This is a genomic window from Amycolatopsis stemonae, assembly GCF_054781455.1.
The window spans coordinates 361,487-378,470 of the sequence record NZ_BAAGUJ010000002.1 but is presented as its reverse complement, the minus strand read 5'-3'; the positions used below and the strand labels follow the sequence as shown (position 1 = coordinate 378,470).

Below are 16,984 nucleotides of genomic sequence, written 5' to 3'. Positions count from 1 at the left end.
GAAGTTAAGACCCGCCCGCTGAGACGCCGTTCAGGTCGCGCAGCTTCCGCAGCGGCGACCACACCAGGAACGCGGCCGACGCGAGGACGCCGGCCGCGGCGACGTGCAGCGTCACCCGCATGCCGAACGCGCTGGCCAGGGCGCCGCCGAGGAGGCTGCCGAGCGGGACCGCGCCGAGGATCAGCGTGTGCGTGATCGAGTTGACCCGGCCCAGCAGCGCCGGGGGCGCGACGGCCTGCTGGAAGCTCATCTCGAACACGTTCAGCACGATGACGCCGAAGGACGCGAAGAACCCGGCGACGACGTAGCACGCGAGCGCCCAGCCCGGTCCGGTGAACGGGTAGAGCTGGTACGCCACGCCGTAGAGCACGGCCGCACCCACCAGCGCCCGCGCACCGCCGATCCGCCGTCCGATGCGCTGCGCGGTCAGCCCGCCGGCGAGGGCACCGGTCAGCGTCGACGTGCCGAGCAGCCCGATCGCCCACGCCGAGAGCCCGACGTCGCGCGCGAGGAAGACGATCACGATGGCGAGGTGCACGGACTGGAAGAGGCTGGACACCGCGCCGTGCAGGCTGATCGCCCGCAGCACGCGGTCGCCGCGGACCACCTTCAGGCCGTCGCCGATCTCGCGCCACAGCCGGCGCGGCCCGGGCTCGGGCCGCACGTCCGGGGTCTCGATCCGGCGTAGCCAGAGCGCCGACCAGAGGTAGCTGACGGCGTCGACGGCCAGTGCCGCGGCGTTGCCGAGCGCCTGGATGATCAGCCCGGCCAGGCCGGGGCCGGCGACCGCCGCCATCGACAGGTTCGTCTGCAGGCGCGCGTTCGCGTCCGGCAGCTGCCCGGGCGGCACCAGTCGCGGCACGTAGGTCTGGTGGGCGATGTCGAAGAACACCCCGAACAGCCCGACCCCGAGCACGACGACCAGCAGGTGGGCCAGCCCGAGCACGCCGAACAGCGCGGCCACCGGGATCGATGCGATCAGAACCGCGCGCCCGACGTCGGCCGCGATCAGCAGCGGGCGGTGGCGCACCCGGTCGCACCACGCGCCGACCTGCAGGCCGAGCACCAGGTAGGGGAGGGTTTCCGCGGTCCGCAGCAGGGAGACCTCGAAGACGGAAGCGCCGAGCACCGTGGTGGCGAGCAGGGGGACCGCCAGCACGTCGATCCGGCTGCCGAGCTGGCTCGCCAGGTCGGCGAGCCAGAGCCGGCGGAAGTCGCGGTTCCCCAGTGCCCCCATGATCCCAACGTGCCACGCTCAACAAAGTTGCGTCAACTAGACTCAAGGTGCACGTTCTGTAACAGAAGATATGATCAACGCGAGTTAGTCCTCGAACCTGCGCTGCGCGTGGCGAGGGGGTGCCGGGATGGGTCGCCGTACTGCTTGGGACTCCGCCGCGGTGACCGGGCTGGCGGGTTTTGCCACCGGGTTGCTGGTGGCCGCGCTGCTCGTCGCCGGCCGGACGGCACCCCGGCCCGCCGAAAACGTCGTCGTCGCCCCGCCGACCAGCACCGTTCCCGCCGTGCCGGTCACCGTGACCGCCTCCGTGCCGCCGTCCACCGTCACCTCGGTCGACACGCCGGCGCCGTCCACCACCACGAGCGTCGTCCAAGTGACCGTGACACCGCCATCGCCGACTTCGGCCACCCCGACCTCGACGACGCCCGCGTTGCCGCTGACCAGCGGGTGGCGCGACTGAGGAGGCAACCGGCCGGCCGCTGACTCCGTCTGGTCGGTATGCGAAGGATTCCGTGGATCGCGGCGGTCGTGCTCGTGGCCGGGTGCTCGGCGCCGGAGGTCGCGTGCCTGGCGATCGGCACGCCGATCGGCATCGGCCTGACCGTCCCGGACCCGGCGGGCATCACCCGCGCCACGCTCGACGCCTGCTGGGGCGACCAGTGCGTCACGCGCCGGGTGGACCTGCGGCCCGACGACGCGACCGGGGGCCTGCAGGGCTTCGCCGACATTCCCGGCCTGCGGGCCGAGCCGGTCAAGGTCACCGTCCGCTTCGACGACGGCAAGCCGCACACCACGGTCGTCACCCCGGCCTTCACCGAACCGGGCGGCCCCGCCTGCGGGAAGGCGGGGCCGCAGGCTCAGGTCGTGGCCGGGCCCGACCGGGAGATCCGGCCGCGCTAGCCGACGTCCCGGCGCCGCCAGCCGGCGAGCCCGGCGACCAGCGCGACGACCGCGACCGCCATGAGCCACACGAGCGGGGTCGCGACGAGCTCCTGGCCGGGCAGCTTCGGCGGGTGCTGGAACGGCGAGATGTCCAGCACCGCCTGCGGCAGGTTCACGACCGGGCCGAACAGGCTGAGCAGCAGCGCCAGCGCGCCGACCGCCCACGCCGCCGCCGAGTACGCGGGCAGCAGCCCGAAGATCGCCACCGCCAGCGCGACGACCACCCAGGCCGCGGGCAGCTGGACGAGCATGCCGGACAGCGCGTCGCCGATCGAGCCGCCGACGTCGTGCGTGCGCAGGCCGTTGGCCAGGCCCATGAACACGCCGCCGGCCAGCAGCAGCAACGCCGTGCCGAAGAAGGCGAACACCAGGTGACTGCCCGCCCAGCGCAGCCTGCCGACGCTGGTGGCCAGCACCGGTTCCAGGCGGTTCGCCGTCTCCTCGCCCCGCATTCGCAGCACGGCCTGGACGCCGTACAGCGACGCGACCATGGCGAACATCCCGGCCATCGCGGCGAGGAACGCCTGCGTCAGCGCGTGGCTGCCGCCGAGCCGTTCGAAGATCTCCTGTGCCTGCGGGCTCGAGCCGACGAGGTCGCCGATGCCGCTGGCGATCGAGCCGAACACCGCGCCGACCACGGCCGTGCCGACGGTCCAGCCGAGCAGCGGGCCGCGGTGCAGCCGCCAGGCGAGCGCGAGCGGGGACCGCAGGCTCGCCGCCGCCCGCGCCGGGCCCGGCCGCGGCGGCAGGATGCCGACGCCGACGTCGCGGCGGGGGAGCAGCCAGTACCCGGCCGCGCCGACGACGAGCGTGAGGGCCACCGGCAGCAGCAGGACCCACCAGCGTTCGCCCGCGAACGCGCGGACCTGCTGCACCCAGCCGATCGGCGAGAGCCACGACAGCCAGCGAGCGTCCACAGTGGAGTCTCCGGCACCGCGCAGCAGGAAGGCCGCGCCGACGACGGCGGTGCCGATCCCGTTGGCCGTGCGCGAGTACTCGGCGAGCTGGACGGCGACCGCCGCGACGGCCGTGAACACCAGGCCCGCCAACGCTTCCGACGCGCCGAAGGCGACCGAACCCGCCGCGGGCAGGCCGGCGCCGATCATGCTGACCGCCTGGACCAGCCCGATCAGCACGCTCGCCCCGCCGGCCACGAGCAGCGACGCCGTCAGCGCCGCGTACCGGCCGACGACCGCGGACGCGAGCAGTTCCGCGCGGCCCGTGTCCTCCTCGGCGCGCGTGTGCCGGGTGACCGTGAAGACCACCATCAGCCCGGTCAGCAGCGCGAGGAACCCGCACATGCGCCAGGCGATGAACCCGCCGGCCGTGGTCAGGTCGAACGGCGGCCCGTAGAGCAGCGCGTACGACGGGTTCGTGTTCGCGCCGGCCTGCAGGGCCAGCCGGTCGGCGACGGTCGGGTAGAACTGCGTGAAGGTGTTGACCGTGCTGGCGGGGACGATGCTGAGCAGCACGATCCAGATCGGCAGGACCACGCGGTCGCGGCGCAGCGCGAGCCGGGTGAGGTGCCAGGTGCCGGCCAGCTCGTGGGCCGGCGCGACGTCGGCTTCGGCGCGCGAAAGGGTCGCGGTCATTTCGCGCTCGCCTCGGTGGTGTAGTGCCGCAGGAACAGCTCTTCCAGCGTCGGCGGCTGGCTGACCAAGCTCCGGACGCCGACCTCGGTCAGGTGGCGCAGGGCCTCGTCGAGCGAGCGCGTTTCGACGTCGAACCGGACGCGGTTGCCCTCGACCTTGAGGTCGTGGATGTTCGCCAGTTTCGTCAGGCCGTTCGGCGGGCCGGCCAGCTCGGCGGTGATCGACGTCCGGGTCAGGTGCCGCAGCTCGGCGAGCGTGCCCGACTCGACGGTCTTGCCGTTGCGGATGATGCTGACTTTGTCGCACAGGGCTTCGACCTCGGCGAGGATGTGGCTGGAGAGCAGCACGGTCCGGCCCTGCTCGCGCTCCTCCTGGATGGCGTACTGGAACGTCGCCTCCATCAGGGGGTCGAGGCCGGACGTCGGTTCGTCGAGGATCAGCAGGTCGACCCGGGACGCGAGCGCGGCGACGATGGCGACCTTCTGCCGGTTGCCCTTCGAGTACGTCCGCCCCTTCTTCTTCGGGTCGAGGTCGAACCGCTCGACGAGGTCGGCGCGGCGCTTCTCGTCGAGGCCGCCGCGCAGGCGCCCGAGCAGGTCGATCACCTCGCCGCCGGAGAGGTTGGGCCAGAGGTTGACGTCGCCGGGCACGTAGGCCAAGCGGTGGTGCAGGCTCGCGGCGTCCTTCCAGGGGTCGCCGCCGAGCAGCCGGACATCCCCCGAGTCCGCGTGGAGCAAGCCGAGCAGCACCCGGACGGTGGTCGACTTCCCGGCGCCGTTCGGGCCCAGGAAACCGTGCACCTCCCCAGCGGGTACCTGCAGATCAAGGCCGTCCAAGGCCTTAGTCCGGCCGAACGCTTTGTGCAGGCCGGAGATCGCGATGGCGTTTTCCATGCTTCGGAAGCTACACTGGTTTCACAAAGTTGTGAAGTTAAGAAAATGTCTAGATGGAGTGATCTTGCTGGGGTGGTACGAGAGGATGACCGGATGACGACGCCTGACACGAAGCGGGATGAGGACGCCGTCCGCCGGTACGTCGAGAGCCTCGCGCTCGTGCTCTCGCAGATCGGGATGCAACGCATGGCCGCGCGGGTGTTCGCCGCGCTGATGACCACCGACGAAGGCCGGCTGACCGCGGCCGACCTCGCCTCGCAGCTGTCGGTCAGCCCGGCGGCCATCTCCGGCGCCGTGCGCTTCCTCGAGCAGATCGGCCTGGTCGCCAAGGAGCGCGAACCCGGCGAGCGCCGCGACCACTACCGCCTCTACGACGACCTCTGGTACGCCACGTTCCTCAAGCGCGACCGCATGATCACCATGTGGCGCGACGCGGCCGAGAACGGCATGGACGCCCTCGGCGAGGACACGCCCGCCGGGCAGCGGCTCGCCGAGATGCGGGACTTCCTGTCGTTCATGCTCGTGGAGCTCAACGGCATGTACGAGCGCTGGCACAAGCTCCGCGACGAGAAGAACGCCTAACCCTGCCGGGCGGGCCGGATGGTGAGGTCGCCGATTTCGACGTCGTCGGGCTGCTCGACGGCGAACGCGATCGCCCGCGCCACGGCGTCGGGGCCGATGCCCAGCGCCGCCATGGCCTGCTGGGCCTGGTCGCGCTGCCCGGGCTCCTCGATGTGGTCGAGGAGCTCGGTGCGGACGTACCCGGGCGAGACGGACGTCGTGCGGACGACCCCGTCGGTCGACTCCTGGCGCAGGGCCTCCAGCAGCGTGCGCACGGCGTTCTTCGTGCCCGCGTAGACGGCCTGCCCCGGCACGATCTTCAACCCCGACGTCGACACCGTCGTGACGAAGTGCCCGCGGCCCTGGCGGCGGAACACCGGCAGCGCGGCGGCGATGCCGTTCAGCACGCCGCGCAGGTTGACGTCGATCATCGCGTCCCAGTCGTCGACGTCGAGGTCGCCGACCGGGGCGATCCGCGCGACGCCGGCGTTGGCGACCAGGACGTCGAGGCGGCCGAAGCGGTCCACCGCGAGGCTCATCAGCCGCTCGAGGTCGGCGCGCTTCGTGACGTCGACGGCCCGCGCCTCCGCCCGGCCGCCGCCGGCCCGGATCCGCTCGGCCAGTGCGTCGAGCCGATCGGTCCGCCGTGCGCCCAGCACGACCGCCGCACCCCGGGCCGCGAGTTCTTCCGCGGTCGCCGCGCCGATGCCGCTGCTCGCGCCGGTGATGGCGACGACCTTGCCGTCCACTCCGCTCATCGCGGTCTCCTCCACTAAGCTGACAGTTGTCCGGTTACGCCTCCGAACGTACCGGACAGTTGTCCACTTCGCTGTCGGGAGGTGTTGTGACGGGTCGTGAGCGCCGGTCGGACGCGGTCGCCAACCGCGACCGGATCGTCGAGGCCGCGCGGGCCGAGCTGAGCCGGTCCAACGGCGCGGCCGCCGAGCTGAAGCTCCACGCGGTCGCCAAGGCGGCCGGCGTCGGGCAGGGCACGCTCTACCGGCACTTCCCGACCCGCGAGCACCTGCTGGCGGAGGTGTACCGCAGCGAGCTCACCCAGCTCGTCGACGCCGTGGCCCCGCTGCTGGCCGAGCACGCACCGCTGGTGGCCCTGACCCACTGGCTGGCGCGGCTGGTCGAGTACGCGCGGGTGAAACGCGGGGTCATGGCGGCGATCGAGGCGTCGGCCTGGCAGGACCTGTACGCGGACCAGCACCACCGGCTCGACGACGCCCTCGAGTCGGTGCTCGAGCGCGGCAAAGCCGCCGGTGAGGTGCGCGAAGAGGTCGACGCCGCCGACGTCATCCTGCTGCTCGGCGCGTTGTCCCGGATCCCCGAGGCGGAGTGGGACGCCCGAGCGGCCAAGGTCGTCGCGGTCGTCGTCGACGGCCTTCGCGCACCGCTAGCTTCGAGAACATGGTGATCCTCGCGCAAGCCCTGTACGTCAAGCGGAAGACCCCGCGGCTGCCCGGTGCGGCGGGCCCGACCGAAGGGCTCGTGCCGGGGAACGGCGAGCCGTTCCGCCTGGCCGTGCTCGGCGAGTCCACGGTGGACGGCGTCGGCGCCGCCACCCACGAGGAAGCGCTCACCGGCTGCCTCGCCCGCGAGCTGGCCCGCGGCGGCCGGGCCGTGCGCTGGCAGGCGGTCGGCCGGACCGGCGCCAACGCGAGGACCGTCCGCGACGAACTGGTCCCGCTGGTCCACCCGGCCGACCTGGTGGTGATCGCCCTCGGCGTCAACGACACCATCGAACTCCGGACGGCCGCGGGCTACCGCCGTGACCTGCTGAGCCTGGTCGTCGAGCTGCGACGGCGGCTCGGCCCGGTCGACGTCGTCCTGGCCGGGGTGCCGCCGATGGCGCGGTTCCCGGCCCTGCCGCGGCCGCTGCGAGACGTCCTTTCCGCGCGTTCGGCCGCGCTCGACGAAGCGGCCGCGGCGCTGGCCCGCGTCCCCGGCGTCCGGCACGTCCCGATGGACCCCGCCCTGCTCGACCCCACGGCGTTCGCGAGCGACAACTTCCACCCCGGACCCGCCGGATACGCCCGCTGGGCGCGCAACCTGGCACTCCCCGTGATCGCTTAGCGGCACTGCGTCGATCTTCAAAAAAAGTTCGCCGTTCGTGTATCTGGCCCTCCCGCCACTGCGTCCTGTGGAGCAGCCACGCACGGAGAGAGGAACACGGCAGGGGGTGCCGGGTTCGGAAATGCGCGGTGACCGGGAGCCGAGGGGGCTACCGGACACCGTCGGCCGGGTGCCTTTCGGGGGAGGGGACATCCGGCGGGGCCCGTTGGGGAGCGGGCCCTTGAGGGAGGGGAGTATCGGTCGGCGCGGGTTCACCCGCCCGCGTCGGCCGGTGCCTCCCCCAGTCGTCATTGACCGGAAGCGCGACCGACCAAGTAAGTTGACTGATGTATCCGAGATCCACCTGCACGCTCCTTCCCCCCGAAGGACCCGCGATACTGCCGATGCCGACTCGAAGACTTTTCCGAAGAGGGGCAGATACCGTGACCGACGTGCAAACCACAGAGGTTGACCCGCCTTGGGAGGGCTTGACCGGCGCCGAGCTGCACGCCGCGTGCATGCAGGCCGCCCGGGACGGTGACCGCCGGGCGATGGACCGCCTCGTCGCCGAGCTGACCCCGCTCGTCTGGCACGTCGCCCGGGCCAACGGCCTCGACCGTTCGGTCGCCGAGGACGTCGTCCAGACCGTGTGGCTCGCCCTCTTCAGCCAGCTCGGCAAGCTCCGCGACCCCAAGGCCCTCGCCGCCTGGCTCATCACGACGACCCGGCGCGAGGCCACCCACCCGTTCGGCCGCCGCATCCAGCCCGTGCCGCTGAGCGACGAAGTCGCCGAAGCCATGCCGAGCACCCAACCGGCACCCGAAGACGAAGCCGTCCGCGCCGACCGCGACCGCCGGGTCTGGCGCGCCTTCGTCCGGCTGCCCCACCGCTGTCAGGAACTGCTCCGGCTGACCGTGCTCGCGGGCCGGGCGGAGTACCAGCTCGTCGCCGAGGCGCTGCGCATGCCACGCGGCAGCGTCGGACCGACCAGGGGGCGCTGCCTCGACCAGATGCGCGATCTCCTCGCCAGTGAAGGGGGAAGCCGATGAACGACCTCGGAACGCCGGGCGAGGCCTTTTCCGACGAACTGATCCTGGCCGACGTCGGCCGCTTCCTCGACGAACTGGACCCGCCACCGGACGACCTGGTGCAGCGGGTCCAGTTCGCGCTCGCGCTCGAAGACCTCGACGTCGAGGTCGCGCGCTGGGAGCGGCTGGACACCCTCGCCGGCGTGCGCGGCGGCGGCACCGGGACGATCACCTTCACCGTCAGCGACCTGACCGTGATGATCAACCTGACCAAGATGGGCAAGCTGCACCGCATCGACGGCTGGCTGGTGCCGGCGGGGCAGTACGGCGTCGAGGTCCGGGTCGCCGAGCACGGCACGTCGTCCACGACCGCCGACGAAGGCGGCCGGTTCGTGCTGGACAACGTGCCGCGCGGGACGACGCAGATCCTCGTGCACCTCGGCGACGTCTCGTGCCGCCGGACGGTCGTGACGCCGACCGTCGTGCTTTAACCCAGGAAGTCGGCCAGGGGGACGGGAGTCAGCCCGTCCTTCTTGGCCTGCTCGACGAACGCCGTGTAGTCCTCTTTGAAGGTCTTCCGGAAGTGCATCAGCACGATGTCACCGGGCTTGAGCTTGTCGCCGGCCTGGAACTGGACGTGCCCGTCGTTGACCGCGGCCGTCCACAGCACCGCGACGCGCATGCCGCACGCGGCCGCCGCGCGCTGGGTGTTCTGGTCGTAGATGCCGAACGGCGGCCGGAACAGCGACGGCCGCACGCCGAGGCTCTTCTGGAAGTCGTCGGCGTCGTCGCAGATCTCCTTGCGCTGGAACTCGAACGGCTTGCCCTTGAGGTTCGGGTGGTCGACCGTGTGGTCGCCGAGCGTCGCGCCGGTGGCGTCGAGGATCTGCTTGAAGTAGGCCTCGTGGCCCTTCACGTACTTCTCGTTCAGGAACAGCACCGGGTGCGTCCCGTTCTGCTGCATCAGCTTCAGCGCGTCGGGGTCCTTCACCGCGCCGTCGTCCATGGTCAGGAAGACGTACGGCTTGTCGGTCGCGATCCGCTTGACGACCGGGACCTCGCCGTTCGCCACCGCGGGTGCCTTCTGCTGGACCGTGCCGAACGGGTACGGCGCCGGCGCCGTGCCCCCGGGGCCGCCGCCCGGGGCCGGGTTGGGCTCGCTGGTGCCGGAACCCCTTGGGGTCGGCCCGCTCGTCGAACAGGCGGTCAGTGCCAATGCCGCGGCGACGACCACGGCTGCGACGCGCTTCATCCCGCGTCCCCCTTTCGCGTAGTAAAGACTACCCGAACGAGTGACGTCGGAGGGTGGGGTGAAGTTGCGTCGCCTGATCTTATGTGGCCGGGACCACCCAGGTCAGCGTCCTGTTTCCGCCGCCTTGACCAGCTTGCCGGAGAAGAGCTTGATCACCCGTTCGAGTCCGGCTGCGAGGATCGGGCCGCTGCCCTTGACCGGCTCGGTGAACGACCCGGTCCAGCGCAGGTGCGTGCCGCCGTCGGCGGTGGGCGTCAGGAGCACCTCGGCGCGGTAGTCCTTGATCGGGTTGGCGCCGAAGAACGTGTAGACGTGCTTGCGGCCGGGCTCGTACTCGACCGTCTCCTCGCGGATCAGCACCGGCCAGAGGCCGACCTCGCGGACGGCGCCGACGCCGGGTCCCGGACGCTTCCAGCGGGCCTGCACGATGAGTGGCTTTCCCCACTCCGCCCAGCGCGGCCCGTCGGCTTCGCGCTCGAACAACGCCTCCGGTGGCGCACTGCTCGTGCGGTTGACCTCGAAGGAGTACTTGCGGCCCACCGGAACCTCCCACGTTGTTGACAGGTTGATAATTAATCGTCTCGGGCAGCGTAGGTCAAGATGGGGGCGTGAGCACGCCGCGTCCCGACCTCGCCGCGCCGCACTGGCTGACCCAGCTCCTGCGCAGCAAGCCGGTCCCGGTGCCCTGGAACATGGTCGCCCGCGCGGTCATCGCCCTGGCCGTGCCGCTCGCGGTGGGGTACGCGGCGGGCGACATCGCCGTCGGCGCGCTCGTCTCGACCGGCGCCCTGCCCGCCGTGCTGTCCGAGTCGGCCGGGCCCTACCGCTACCGCGCGCGGCGCCTGGGCGGCGCGACCCTCGCGGCGACGGCCGGCTACGTCGTCGGGCTCGTCACCGGCGGCACGCCCGCGCTGTCCGTGCCCGCGGTGATCCTGGTCGCCGCGGTGTCCGCGCTGATCAGCGCGGCGGGCAGCAACGCCTCGGTCGCCGGGCTGCAGATGTTCGTGTTCGCCGTCCTCGGCACCGGCCAGCACGCGACCGGCGTCCGCGTCGAGATCCTGCTCGGCTACTTCTGCCTCGGTGCCGTCTGGAGCCTCCTGGTGGCGCTGGTCAGCTGGACGTTCCGGGCGACCAGCCCCGAACGCACCGCCGTCGCGCACGTCTACGTCGAGCTGGCCGCGATGCTCTCGGCGACCGACGAAGCCGTCTCGCGGGTGGCCCGCCACCGGCTGACCACGGCCATGAACACCGCCTACGACCAGCTGCTGACCGCGCGTTCGTGGCTGTCCGGCCGCGACGCCGCCTACCGCCAGCTGCTCAACCTGCTCTCCGCGACGACGCCCGCGGTCGAGGCGTCGGTCGCGATGGTCAACGCCGGGCGCCGCACGCCGCCGGAGGTCATCGACCACTTCGTCGCGTTGTCCGCGACGGTGCTGGCCAGCCAGCCGCTGCCGGAACCGCCGCCGGCACCCGAAGACGAAAGCGACCCGGTGCTCGCCGCGCTGTACGCGGGCCTGGTCCGGATCGGCAAGGGCGACGACCGGAAGCGCCGCGAGCCGACGCCGTGGCACCGGCGCCTGCGGACCTGGGCCGGCTCGCTCGCCTCCGGCCCGCTGACCTGGATCGCCGCGCTGCGCTTGACCCTGTGCGTCGCGATCGCCGAGGTCGTCGGCCTGCTGGTGCCGTTCGAGCGGTCCTACTGGATCACCCTGACCGTCGGAATCGTGCTCAAGCCCGACTTCGGCTCGGTGTTCGGCCGCGCGGTGCTGCGCGGGATCGGCACGGTCGTCGGGGTCGGGGTGGGCGCGATCATCCTCGGCGTCGACGGGCACGGCTGGCTGCTCGTCGCGCTGATCGCGATCTTCGCCGGCGGGGTCGCGGTCGGGAAGGTGCGCAACTACGGCATCCTCAGCGCGTTCGTGACGCCGTTGATCATCCTGCAGATGGACCTGGCGCACACCGGCAGCTGGAACGTCGTGGTGGCGCGGCTGGTCGACACCGTCCTGGGCTGCGTGATCGTGCTCGTCTTCGGGTACCTGCTCTGGCCGGGCAGCCGCCGTCCCCAGGTCGGCGGGCGGCTGGCCGACGGCCTGGACGCGGTCGCGAGGTACGTCTCGTCCGCGCTGGTCCAGGCGTCCGAAGGGGACGCGCGGCTCGCGCGGTCGCGGGCGCGCCGCGGTGCCTACCGGGCGCTGGCCGACCTGCGGACGGCGTTCCAGCAGGTGGTCGTCGAGCCGTCCGCGAACGGCCGCCAGGCGGTGGCGTGGTGGCCGGTCATCGCCGCGCAGGAACGCGTCGCGGACGCCGTCACCGAGGTCGGCGTGACCATCGGGCGGGGCGTGGCACCGCCGGACCCCGGCGACGTCGAGCTGCTCACCGCGGCCCTCGACGAGCTGGCGTCGGCGATCCGCGAGCAGCGCGAGCCGCGGTCGGTGCCGCTGCCCGACAGCCCGCAGCTGTCCGGGGTGGTCGACCAGCTGGAGTCGGCGTTCGACGCCGTCCGCGGCCCCGACCTGGTGGAACGCACCCCCCTCCGGCTGGTCAGGCGGTTCCTGCCCTACCACAGGCGCACGTGACGTCCGTGCTGTTCAATTGCCGTCATGGGAATCGACTTCGATGCGTTGAAGGGCAAGGCCGAAGAGGCCCTGCGTGAGCACGGCGACAAGATCGAGGAAGGCCTCGACAAGGCCGGTGACTTCGCCAAGTCGAAGTTCGCCGGCCACGACGAGCAAATCGACAGCGGCATCGAGAAGGCCAAGAGCTTCCTCGACAAGTTCGACGACAAGCCGGACACGCCCCCGGCCCAGTAGCTACTGCACTTCGCCGGTCGCGATCCCGTCCGAGAGGCCGGTGATCCGGCCACCGCGTTCGCCGAGCGCGATGAGGCCCTGCCGGGCGTCCGGCGCCGAAAGGCTGATCCGGACGCCCGCGCGCTCGACGTCCAGGCTGGCGGCCAGCGCCTGCGCGCCCTCGTAGCCCGCGTTGATCGTGGCCGCGAGCCCGCCGGTCGACGCGAGCGAACCCCGGGCGGCGCCGAGCCGGCCGAGGGCCTCGTCGACGATCGGCAGCAGCGCGTCCCGGTTGCCTTCGGTCATCGCGCGGACGAGGTGCGGGCTCGACCCCGCGACACGCGTGCCGTCGCGGTAGGAGCCGGCGGCCAGCGACATCGCCAGCGGCCCGCCCTCGGCGCCGATCGTGGCCAGGATCGCCGCGAACAGGTGCGGCAGGTGCGAAATCCGGGCGACGGCTTCGTCGTGCGACTCGGCCGGCAGCGGGACGACGTGCGCCCCGAGGTCCAGCACCAGCCTCGCGACCTCGGCCCAGGTCTCGAGGTCGGTGTCCTCCTCGACCGCGACGACCCAGGCCGCGCCCTGGAACAACGCGGCGTCCCCGGCCAGCCAGCCGGAGTTCGACGTCCCGGCCATCGGGTGCCCGCCGACGAAGCGCGTGTAGGGCACGCGACGGCGCACGGCGTCCAGGACCGGCGCCTTCACGCTGGTGACGTCGGTGAGCAGGCAGTGCGACGCGTGCTGGGCGACCAGGCGCAGCACGTCCTCGACCGCCGGGAGCGGCACGGCCAGCACGACCATCGCGTCCTCGGCGGCGGCCCGGTGCAGCGCGGCCTCGACGTCGGTCGTGACGTCGAACCCCGCTCTGCTCGCCGCGTCCGCGTCCACCTCGGAAACCGCGGCACCCCACGCAGTGCGGCCGGTCGAGGCCGCCGCGCGCAGCAGCGAACCGCCGATCAGCCCGAGCCCGATCACGCATACGTCTCGCACGGCACCCATCCTGCCAGTGCCGGACACTTCCCGGGCTACAGCGATGCGGCGAGCCTCGTTCCCTGGTCGATCGCGCGTTTCGCGTCGAGTTCCGCGGCGACGTCGGCACCGCCGATGAGGTGCACCGGCGTCCCGGCAGCGCGCAGTTCGTCGGCGAGGTCCCGCACGGGCTCCTGACCGGCGCAGACGACGATCGTGTCGACCTCCAGCAGCCGCGGCGCGCCGTCCACGGTGAGGTGCAGGCCGTCGTCGTCGATCCGCTCGTACGTGACGCCCGGGATCTGCTCGACGCGTTTCGCCTTGAGCGCGGCGCGGTGCACCCAGCCGGACGTCTTGCCGAGCCCGGAACCGATCCCGGTCTTCTTGCGCTGCAGCAGGTACACCTGCCGCGGCGACGGCTCGGGCTTCGGCGTCGCGAGCCCGCCCGCCGCCTGTTCCGGGTCGGTGACACCCCATTCCGCCATCCACGCGTCGAGGTCGAGCGCGGGCGAGCCGGTGTGCGTGAGGAACTCGGAGACGTCGACGCCGATGCCGCCGGCGCCGATCACCGCGACCCGCTCGCCGACCGGCTTCCCGTGCCGCACGACGTCGACGTAGGACAGCACCTTGGGGTGGTCGATCCCCGGTAGCGACGGCACGCGCGGCGCGACGCCGGTCGCCACGACGACCTCGTCGAAGCCGGTCAGGTCCGCGGCCTTCACACGCTTCCCCAGGTGCAGCTTCACGCCGGTGACTTCGAGGCGACGCTGGTAGTAGCGGATCGTCTCGGCGAACTCCTCCTTGCCGGGGATCTTCCGCGCGATGCCGAACTGGCCGCCGATCTCGTCGTCGGCTTCGAACAGCTCGACGCTGTGCCCGCGTTCGGCCAGCGCGGTCGCGGCCGACAGCCCGGCGGGACCGGCGCCGACGACGGCGACGTGCTTCGACCGCCGCGTCGGCGCGAGCGTCAGCTTGGTTTCGTGGCCCGCGCGCGGATTCACCATGCAGGACACGAGCTTGCGCTTGAAGGCGTGGTCGAGGCAGGCCTGGTTGCAGGCGATGCAGGTGTTGATCTCGTCCTCGCGGCCGGTCTCGGCCTTGCGGATCCACTCGGGGTCGGCGAGGAACGGCCGCGCCATGGACACGAGGTCGGCGTCGCCGCTGCTCAAGGCTTCCTCGGCGACCTGCGGCATGTTGATCCGGTTCGAGGTGACGACCGGGATGCCCACGTGCGGCTTGAGCTTCCCGGTCACCCAGGTGAACGCCCCGCGCGGCACCGACGTGACGATCGTCGGCACCCGGGCCTCGTGCCAGCCGATGCCGGTGTTGATGATCGTCGCTCCGGCGGCTTCGACCTCCTTCGCGAGCGCGACGACGTCCTCCCAGCGCTGCCCGCCCGGCACGAGGTCGAGCATGGAGAGCCGGTAGACGATGATGAAGTCGTCGCCGACCTTTTCCCTGGTGCGCTTGACGATCTCGACGGCGAACCGGCGGCGCTTCTCCGGCGTGCCACCCCAGGCGTCGGTGCGCTTGTTGGTGCGCTCGGCCAGGAACTGGTTGATCAGGTAGCCCTCGGAGCCCATGATCTCGACGCCGTCGTAGCCCGCTTCGCGCGCGAGAGCGGCACAGTTCGCGAAGGCGTCGATCTGCTTGCGGACGCTGTGACCGGTCAGCGCGCGCGGCCGGAACGGGTTGATCGGCGCCTTGATGCTCGACGCGGACACGCTCAGCGGGTGGTAGGCGTACCGGCCCGCGTGCAGGACCTGCAGCGCGATCTTGCCGCCGGCCTCGTGCACCGGCGCGGTGAGCTGCCGGTGCTGCTTCGCTTCGGCCGATGTCGTCAGCTTGGACGCGAGCGGCAGCAGCCACCCGGTCTTGTTCGGCGCGAAGCCGCCGGTGACGATCAGGCCGACGCCGCCGCGAGCGCGTTCGGCGTAGTACTCGGCCAGCTCGGGGAAGTGCGCGGCCTTGTCCTCCAGGCCGGTGTGCATCGAGCCCATGAGCACGCGGTTGCGCAGCGTCGTGAAGCCGAGGTCGAGCGGCGACAGCAAGTTCGGGTACGGGGTCATCAGGCGTCCTTGGGGTGGTGGAGGGCGGCGAGGACTTCGTCGAACCACTCGACCTGGCCCTCTTCGACGCGGATGCCGCCGCGCAGGACCAGGTACTGGTGCAGGTGCTGGCCGTGAAGGTGCGCGGGCGCGGGGAAGTCGCGCTTTTCGATCTGGCGGTAGACGTCGAGGCGTTCGGCGTGCGCGGCCCGGTGCCGGACGATCTCCGCGGCGACCGCGCCGGGGTCGCCGAAGGTGGCGCCGCGGATCTTCACGGCGAGTTCGACCGGCCCGGCCGACGGGTCCGGCTCGGCGAGCCAGCGGACCAGCTCGGCGCGTCCGGTGTCGCTGACCGTGTAGACCTTCTTGTCCGGCCGTCCCGACTGCGCGACGACGTCGACGGCCACCCAGCCGGCCTCTTCCATCCGCTTCAGCACGCGGTAGATCTGCTGGTGGGAGGCGCTCCAGAAGAGCCCGATCGACTTCTCGAACCGGCGCGTCAGCTCGTAGCCCGAGCCGGCGCGCTCGGACAGCGAGACGAGGATCGCGTGCTCCAGTGCCATGGTCCGAGGGTCCTATGCAACGAGTTGCAGTGCAACGAGGCGCGCATCACTTCACCCCCCTAGGGGGATAAATCGGGTCGACTGGACGCGCGAAACGACCAGGATGGAAAGGGTGCACCCGGTACTCGAACTGATCTCCGAACGGTTGGCGGCGGGCAGTGTCCCGGGAGAACGCACCGACGGCAGGCGCTTGGCGCTCGCCATCGAAGGCGGCAGCAGCCGCGGCACTTACTCGAGCGGCATGGTCCTGGCCCTGGACGAACTGGGCGTCACGCCCGCGTTCGACGCCGTCTACGGCTCGTCGGCCGGCGCGCTGAACGGCGCCTGGCTGCTCTGCGGCCGCTCGTCCACCGGCGTCCGCACCTGGTGGAACCCGGTCGTCATGCGCCGCATCATCAACCCGCTGCACACCCTGCGCGGCCGCGCCGTCATCGACCTCGAATACCTCGTCCACCAGGTGTATTCGGTGCTGGAGCCGATGGACTTCCCGGCGATCCTGGCCAACCCGGTCACGTTCCACCCGCTCGCCACCGACGCGGACACGGGGGAGTCGACCGACCTGCACCCCTTTCTCGACGACGTCGACGCGATCAAGGTCGCGCTCGCCGCGTCGTCGTGCATGCCGGTGCTGGCCGGGCCGCCGATCCCGATGGCCGGCCGCCGGTTCGTCGACGCGGGCGTCGCCGAACCGATCCCGTACCGCACGGCGCTGGCCCAAGGCGCGACCGACGTCCTCGTCCTGCGCACCCGCCGCGCCGACGAACTGCCCCTGCCGCCACCGCGGGCGTACGACGTCGTCGTCCCGCGCTTCCTGCGCCGCCAGGCACCCGGCGCGATCCCGGCCTGGCGCGACACCTACCGCCGCGACGTCGAGGACGAACGCACCCTGGCGTCCGACCCGCGCATCCTCAGCGTCCGCCCGCCCGTGGGCTCCCCGGACGTCCAGGTGCTCGAACGCGACCCGGACGTCCTGCGCAAGGCCGTCGACCTCGGCAAGAGCGCGGTCCTGGACGTCCTGGACGGGCTGCGCGAGGCTTCCTGACCGCAGC

At 72.0% G+C, this 16,984-nt stretch carries 19 protein-coding genes; 10 read left to right on the top strand and 9 right to left on the bottom strand.

The annotated features are described in order from the left end of the window. Positions 1-4: 4 nt before the first annotated feature. Positions 5-1,237, bottom strand: a complete 1,233-nt coding sequence (locus ACYVLJ_RS07935) for an MFS transporter (RefSeq protein WP_460438208.1) — start codon at positions 1,235-1,237, stop codon at positions 5-7. A gap of 127 nt (positions 1,238-1,364) precedes the next feature. On the opposite strand from ACYVLJ_RS07935, the gene ACYVLJ_RS07930 reads away from it, so the two are divergent. Both ACYVLJ_RS07930 and ACYVLJ_RS07925 read left to right on the top strand, forming a co-directional pair. Beyond that, positions 1,365-1,697 carry a hypothetical protein gene (locus tag ACYVLJ_RS07930; protein WP_460438207.1) on the top strand — a complete coding sequence of 111 codons (333 nt, stop codon included), beginning with the start codon at positions 1,365-1,367 and terminating at the stop codon, positions 1,695-1,697. 38 nt (positions 1,698-1,735) lie between these two features. Continuing rightward, entirely contained in the window at positions 1,736-2,137 is a 402-nt protein-coding gene (locus ACYVLJ_RS07925) for a hypothetical protein (protein WP_451971673.1), read from the top strand. On the opposite strand, the gene ACYVLJ_RS07920 is transcribed toward ACYVLJ_RS07925, so the two are convergent. Together ACYVLJ_RS07920 and ACYVLJ_RS07915 are read right to left on the bottom strand one after the other, a co-directional pair. Next, on the bottom strand, positions 2,134-3,771 hold the full coding sequence (locus tag ACYVLJ_RS07920) for an ABC transporter permease (protein WP_460438206.1): 1,638 nt from the start codon (positions 3,769-3,771) through the stop codon (positions 2,134-2,136). The genes ACYVLJ_RS07925 and ACYVLJ_RS07920 overlap by 4 nt on opposite strands. Beyond that, positions 3,768-4,664: an ABC transporter ATP-binding protein gene (locus ACYVLJ_RS07915; RefSeq protein ID WP_460438205.1), complete on the bottom strand. Its 897-nt coding sequence runs from the start codon at positions 4,662-4,664 to the stop codon at positions 3,768-3,770. The genes ACYVLJ_RS07920 and ACYVLJ_RS07915 overlap by 4 nt, the downstream gene beginning before the upstream one ends. Positions 4,665-4,757: 93 nt before the next feature. On the opposite strand from ACYVLJ_RS07915, the gene ACYVLJ_RS07910 reads away from it, so the two are divergent. Beyond that, a complete protein-coding gene (locus ACYVLJ_RS07910) occupies positions 4,758-5,246 on the top strand; it encodes a GbsR/MarR family transcriptional regulator (protein ID WP_460438204.1) in 489 nt (162 codons plus the stop codon). On the opposite strand, the gene ACYVLJ_RS07905 is transcribed toward ACYVLJ_RS07910, so the two are convergent. After that, on the bottom strand, positions 5,243-5,983 hold the full coding sequence (locus ACYVLJ_RS07905; RefSeq protein WP_460438203.1) for an SDR family oxidoreductase: 741 nt from the start codon (positions 5,981-5,983) through the stop codon (positions 5,243-5,245). The genes ACYVLJ_RS07910 and ACYVLJ_RS07905 overlap by 4 nt on opposite strands. An 86-nt stretch (positions 5,984-6,069) precedes the next feature. Here ACYVLJ_RS07905 and ACYVLJ_RS07900 point away from each other — a divergent pair, with 86 nt between their 5' ends. The 4 genes from ACYVLJ_RS07900 (at position 6,070) to ACYVLJ_RS07885 (ending at position 8,805) form a co-directional block, all read left to right on the top strand. Beyond that, positions 6,070-6,648 (top strand): TetR/AcrR family transcriptional regulator, encoded by a 579-nt coding sequence (locus ACYVLJ_RS07900; RefSeq protein WP_451971687.1) that lies wholly within the window; start codon positions 6,070-6,072, stop codon positions 6,646-6,648. After that, positions 6,642-7,307, top strand: a complete 666-nt coding sequence (locus ACYVLJ_RS07895) for an SGNH/GDSL hydrolase family protein (protein WP_460438202.1) — start codon at positions 6,642-6,644, stop codon at positions 7,305-7,307. Before ACYVLJ_RS07900 ends, ACYVLJ_RS07895 begins: the two co-directional genes overlap by 7 nt. Positions 7,308-7,729: 422 nt before the next feature. Further along, positions 7,730-8,335: an RNA polymerase sigma factor gene (locus ACYVLJ_RS07890; protein ID WP_086863115.1), complete on the top strand. Its 606-nt coding sequence runs from the start codon at positions 7,730-7,732 to the stop codon at positions 8,333-8,335. Then, positions 8,332-8,805 (top strand): carboxypeptidase regulatory-like domain-containing protein, encoded by a 474-nt coding sequence (locus tag ACYVLJ_RS07885; RefSeq protein ID WP_451971693.1) that lies wholly within the window; start codon positions 8,332-8,334, stop codon positions 8,803-8,805. The genes ACYVLJ_RS07890 and ACYVLJ_RS07885 overlap by 4 nt, the downstream gene beginning before the upstream one ends. Here ACYVLJ_RS07885 and ACYVLJ_RS07880 read toward each other — a convergent pair. Both ACYVLJ_RS07880 and ACYVLJ_RS07875 read right to left on the bottom strand, forming a co-directional pair. Beyond that, positions 8,802-9,548, bottom strand: coding sequence for a polysaccharide deacetylase family protein (locus tag ACYVLJ_RS07880; protein ID WP_460438619.1), 747 nt, complete (start codon positions 9,546-9,548; stop codon positions 8,802-8,804). The genes ACYVLJ_RS07885 and ACYVLJ_RS07880 overlap by 4 nt on opposite strands. 120 nt (positions 9,549-9,668) lie before the next feature. After that, entirely contained in the window at positions 9,669-10,106 is a 438-nt protein-coding gene (locus ACYVLJ_RS07875) for an SRPBCC family protein (RefSeq protein WP_451971696.1), read from the bottom strand. 68 nt (positions 10,107-10,174) lie between these two features. On the opposite strand from ACYVLJ_RS07875, the gene ACYVLJ_RS07870 reads away from it, so the two are divergent. Beyond that, positions 10,175-12,142 (top strand): FUSC family protein, encoded by a 1,968-nt coding sequence (locus ACYVLJ_RS07870; RefSeq protein WP_460438201.1) that lies wholly within the window; start codon positions 10,175-10,177, stop codon positions 12,140-12,142. Between the two features lie 24 nt (positions 12,143-12,166). Next, positions 12,167-12,376 carry an antitoxin gene (locus ACYVLJ_RS07865; RefSeq protein WP_451971702.1) on the top strand — a complete coding sequence of 70 codons (210 nt, stop codon included), beginning with the start codon at positions 12,167-12,169 and terminating at the stop codon, positions 12,374-12,376. On the opposite strand, the gene ACYVLJ_RS07860 is transcribed toward ACYVLJ_RS07865, so the two are convergent. Genes ACYVLJ_RS07860 through ACYVLJ_RS07850 form a run of 3 tightly spaced genes read right to left on the bottom strand, consistent with a single transcriptional unit; the run spans position 12,377 to position 15,935 of the window. Further along, entirely contained in the window at positions 12,377-13,354 is a 978-nt protein-coding gene (locus ACYVLJ_RS07860; protein WP_451971705.1) for a prephenate dehydrogenase, read from the bottom strand. It lies immediately after the preceding gene. Positions 13,355-13,380: 26 nt separating this feature from the next. Next, positions 13,381-15,393: an FAD-dependent oxidoreductase gene (locus ACYVLJ_RS07855; RefSeq protein WP_460438200.1), complete on the bottom strand. Its 2,013-nt coding sequence runs from the start codon at positions 15,391-15,393 to the stop codon at positions 13,381-13,383. Beyond that, complete coding sequence (locus tag ACYVLJ_RS07850; RefSeq protein WP_451971709.1) at positions 15,393-15,935, bottom strand: PadR family transcriptional regulator; 543 nt, start codon at positions 15,933-15,935, stop codon at positions 15,393-15,395. Before ACYVLJ_RS07850 ends, ACYVLJ_RS07855 begins: the two co-directional genes overlap by 1 nt. A gap of 103 nt (positions 15,936-16,038) precedes the next feature. Between ACYVLJ_RS07850 and ACYVLJ_RS07845 the strand changes: the two genes are divergently transcribed. After that, positions 16,039-16,977: a patatin-like phospholipase family protein gene (locus ACYVLJ_RS07845; RefSeq protein ID WP_451971712.1), complete on the top strand. Its 939-nt coding sequence runs from the start codon at positions 16,039-16,041 to the stop codon at positions 16,975-16,977. The last annotated feature ends 7 nt before the right edge of the window (positions 16,978-16,984 follow it).

Bases quoted from the DNA above. Each gene is read 5' to 3' on its own strand.
- ACYVLJ_RS07935 (WP_460438208.1), bottom strand. From the start codon at position 1,237: ATGGGGGCACTGGGGAACCGCGACTTCCGCCGGCTCTGGCTCGCCGAC.
- ACYVLJ_RS07930 (WP_460438207.1), top strand. From the start codon at position 1,365: ATGGGTCGCCGTACTGCTTGGGACTCCGCCGCGGTGACCGGGCTGGCG.
- ACYVLJ_RS07925 (WP_451971673.1), top strand. From the start codon at position 1,736: ATGCGAAGGATTCCGTGGATCGCGGCGGTCGTGCTCGTGGCCGGGTGC.
- ACYVLJ_RS07920 (WP_460438206.1), bottom strand. From the start codon at position 3,771: ATGACCGCGACCCTTTCGCGCGCCGAAGCCGACGTCGCGCCGGCCCAC.
- ACYVLJ_RS07915 (WP_460438205.1), bottom strand. From the start codon at position 4,664: ATGGAAAACGCCATCGCGATCTCCGGCCTGCACAAAGCGTTCGGCCGG.
- ACYVLJ_RS07910 (WP_460438204.1), top strand. From the start codon at position 4,758: ATGACGACGCCTGACACGAAGCGGGATGAGGACGCCGTCCGCCGGTAC.
- ACYVLJ_RS07905 (WP_460438203.1), bottom strand. From the start codon at position 5,983: ATGAGCGGAGTGGACGGCAAGGTCGTCGCCATCACCGGCGCGAGCAGC.
- ACYVLJ_RS07895 (WP_460438202.1), top strand. From the start codon at position 6,642: ATGGTGATCCTCGCGCAAGCCCTGTACGTCAAGCGGAAGACCCCGCGG.
- ACYVLJ_RS07885 (WP_451971693.1), top strand. From the start codon at position 8,332: ATGAACGACCTCGGAACGCCGGGCGAGGCCTTTTCCGACGAACTGATC.
- ACYVLJ_RS07865 (WP_451971702.1), top strand. From the start codon at position 12,167: ATGGGAATCGACTTCGATGCGTTGAAGGGCAAGGCCGAAGAGGCCCTG.
- ACYVLJ_RS07860 (WP_451971705.1), bottom strand. From the start codon at position 13,354: ATGGGTGCCGTGCGAGACGTATGCGTGATCGGGCTCGGGCTGATCGGC.
- ACYVLJ_RS07855 (WP_460438200.1), bottom strand. From the start codon at position 15,393: ATGACCCCGTACCCGAACTTGCTGTCGCCGCTCGACCTCGGCTTCACG.
- ACYVLJ_RS07850 (WP_451971709.1), bottom strand. From the start codon at position 15,935: ATGGCACTGGAGCACGCGATCCTCGTCTCGCTGTCCGAGCGCGCCGGC.
- ACYVLJ_RS07845 (WP_451971712.1), top strand. From the start codon at position 16,039: ATGGAAAGGGTGCACCCGGTACTCGAACTGATCTCCGAACGGTTGGCG.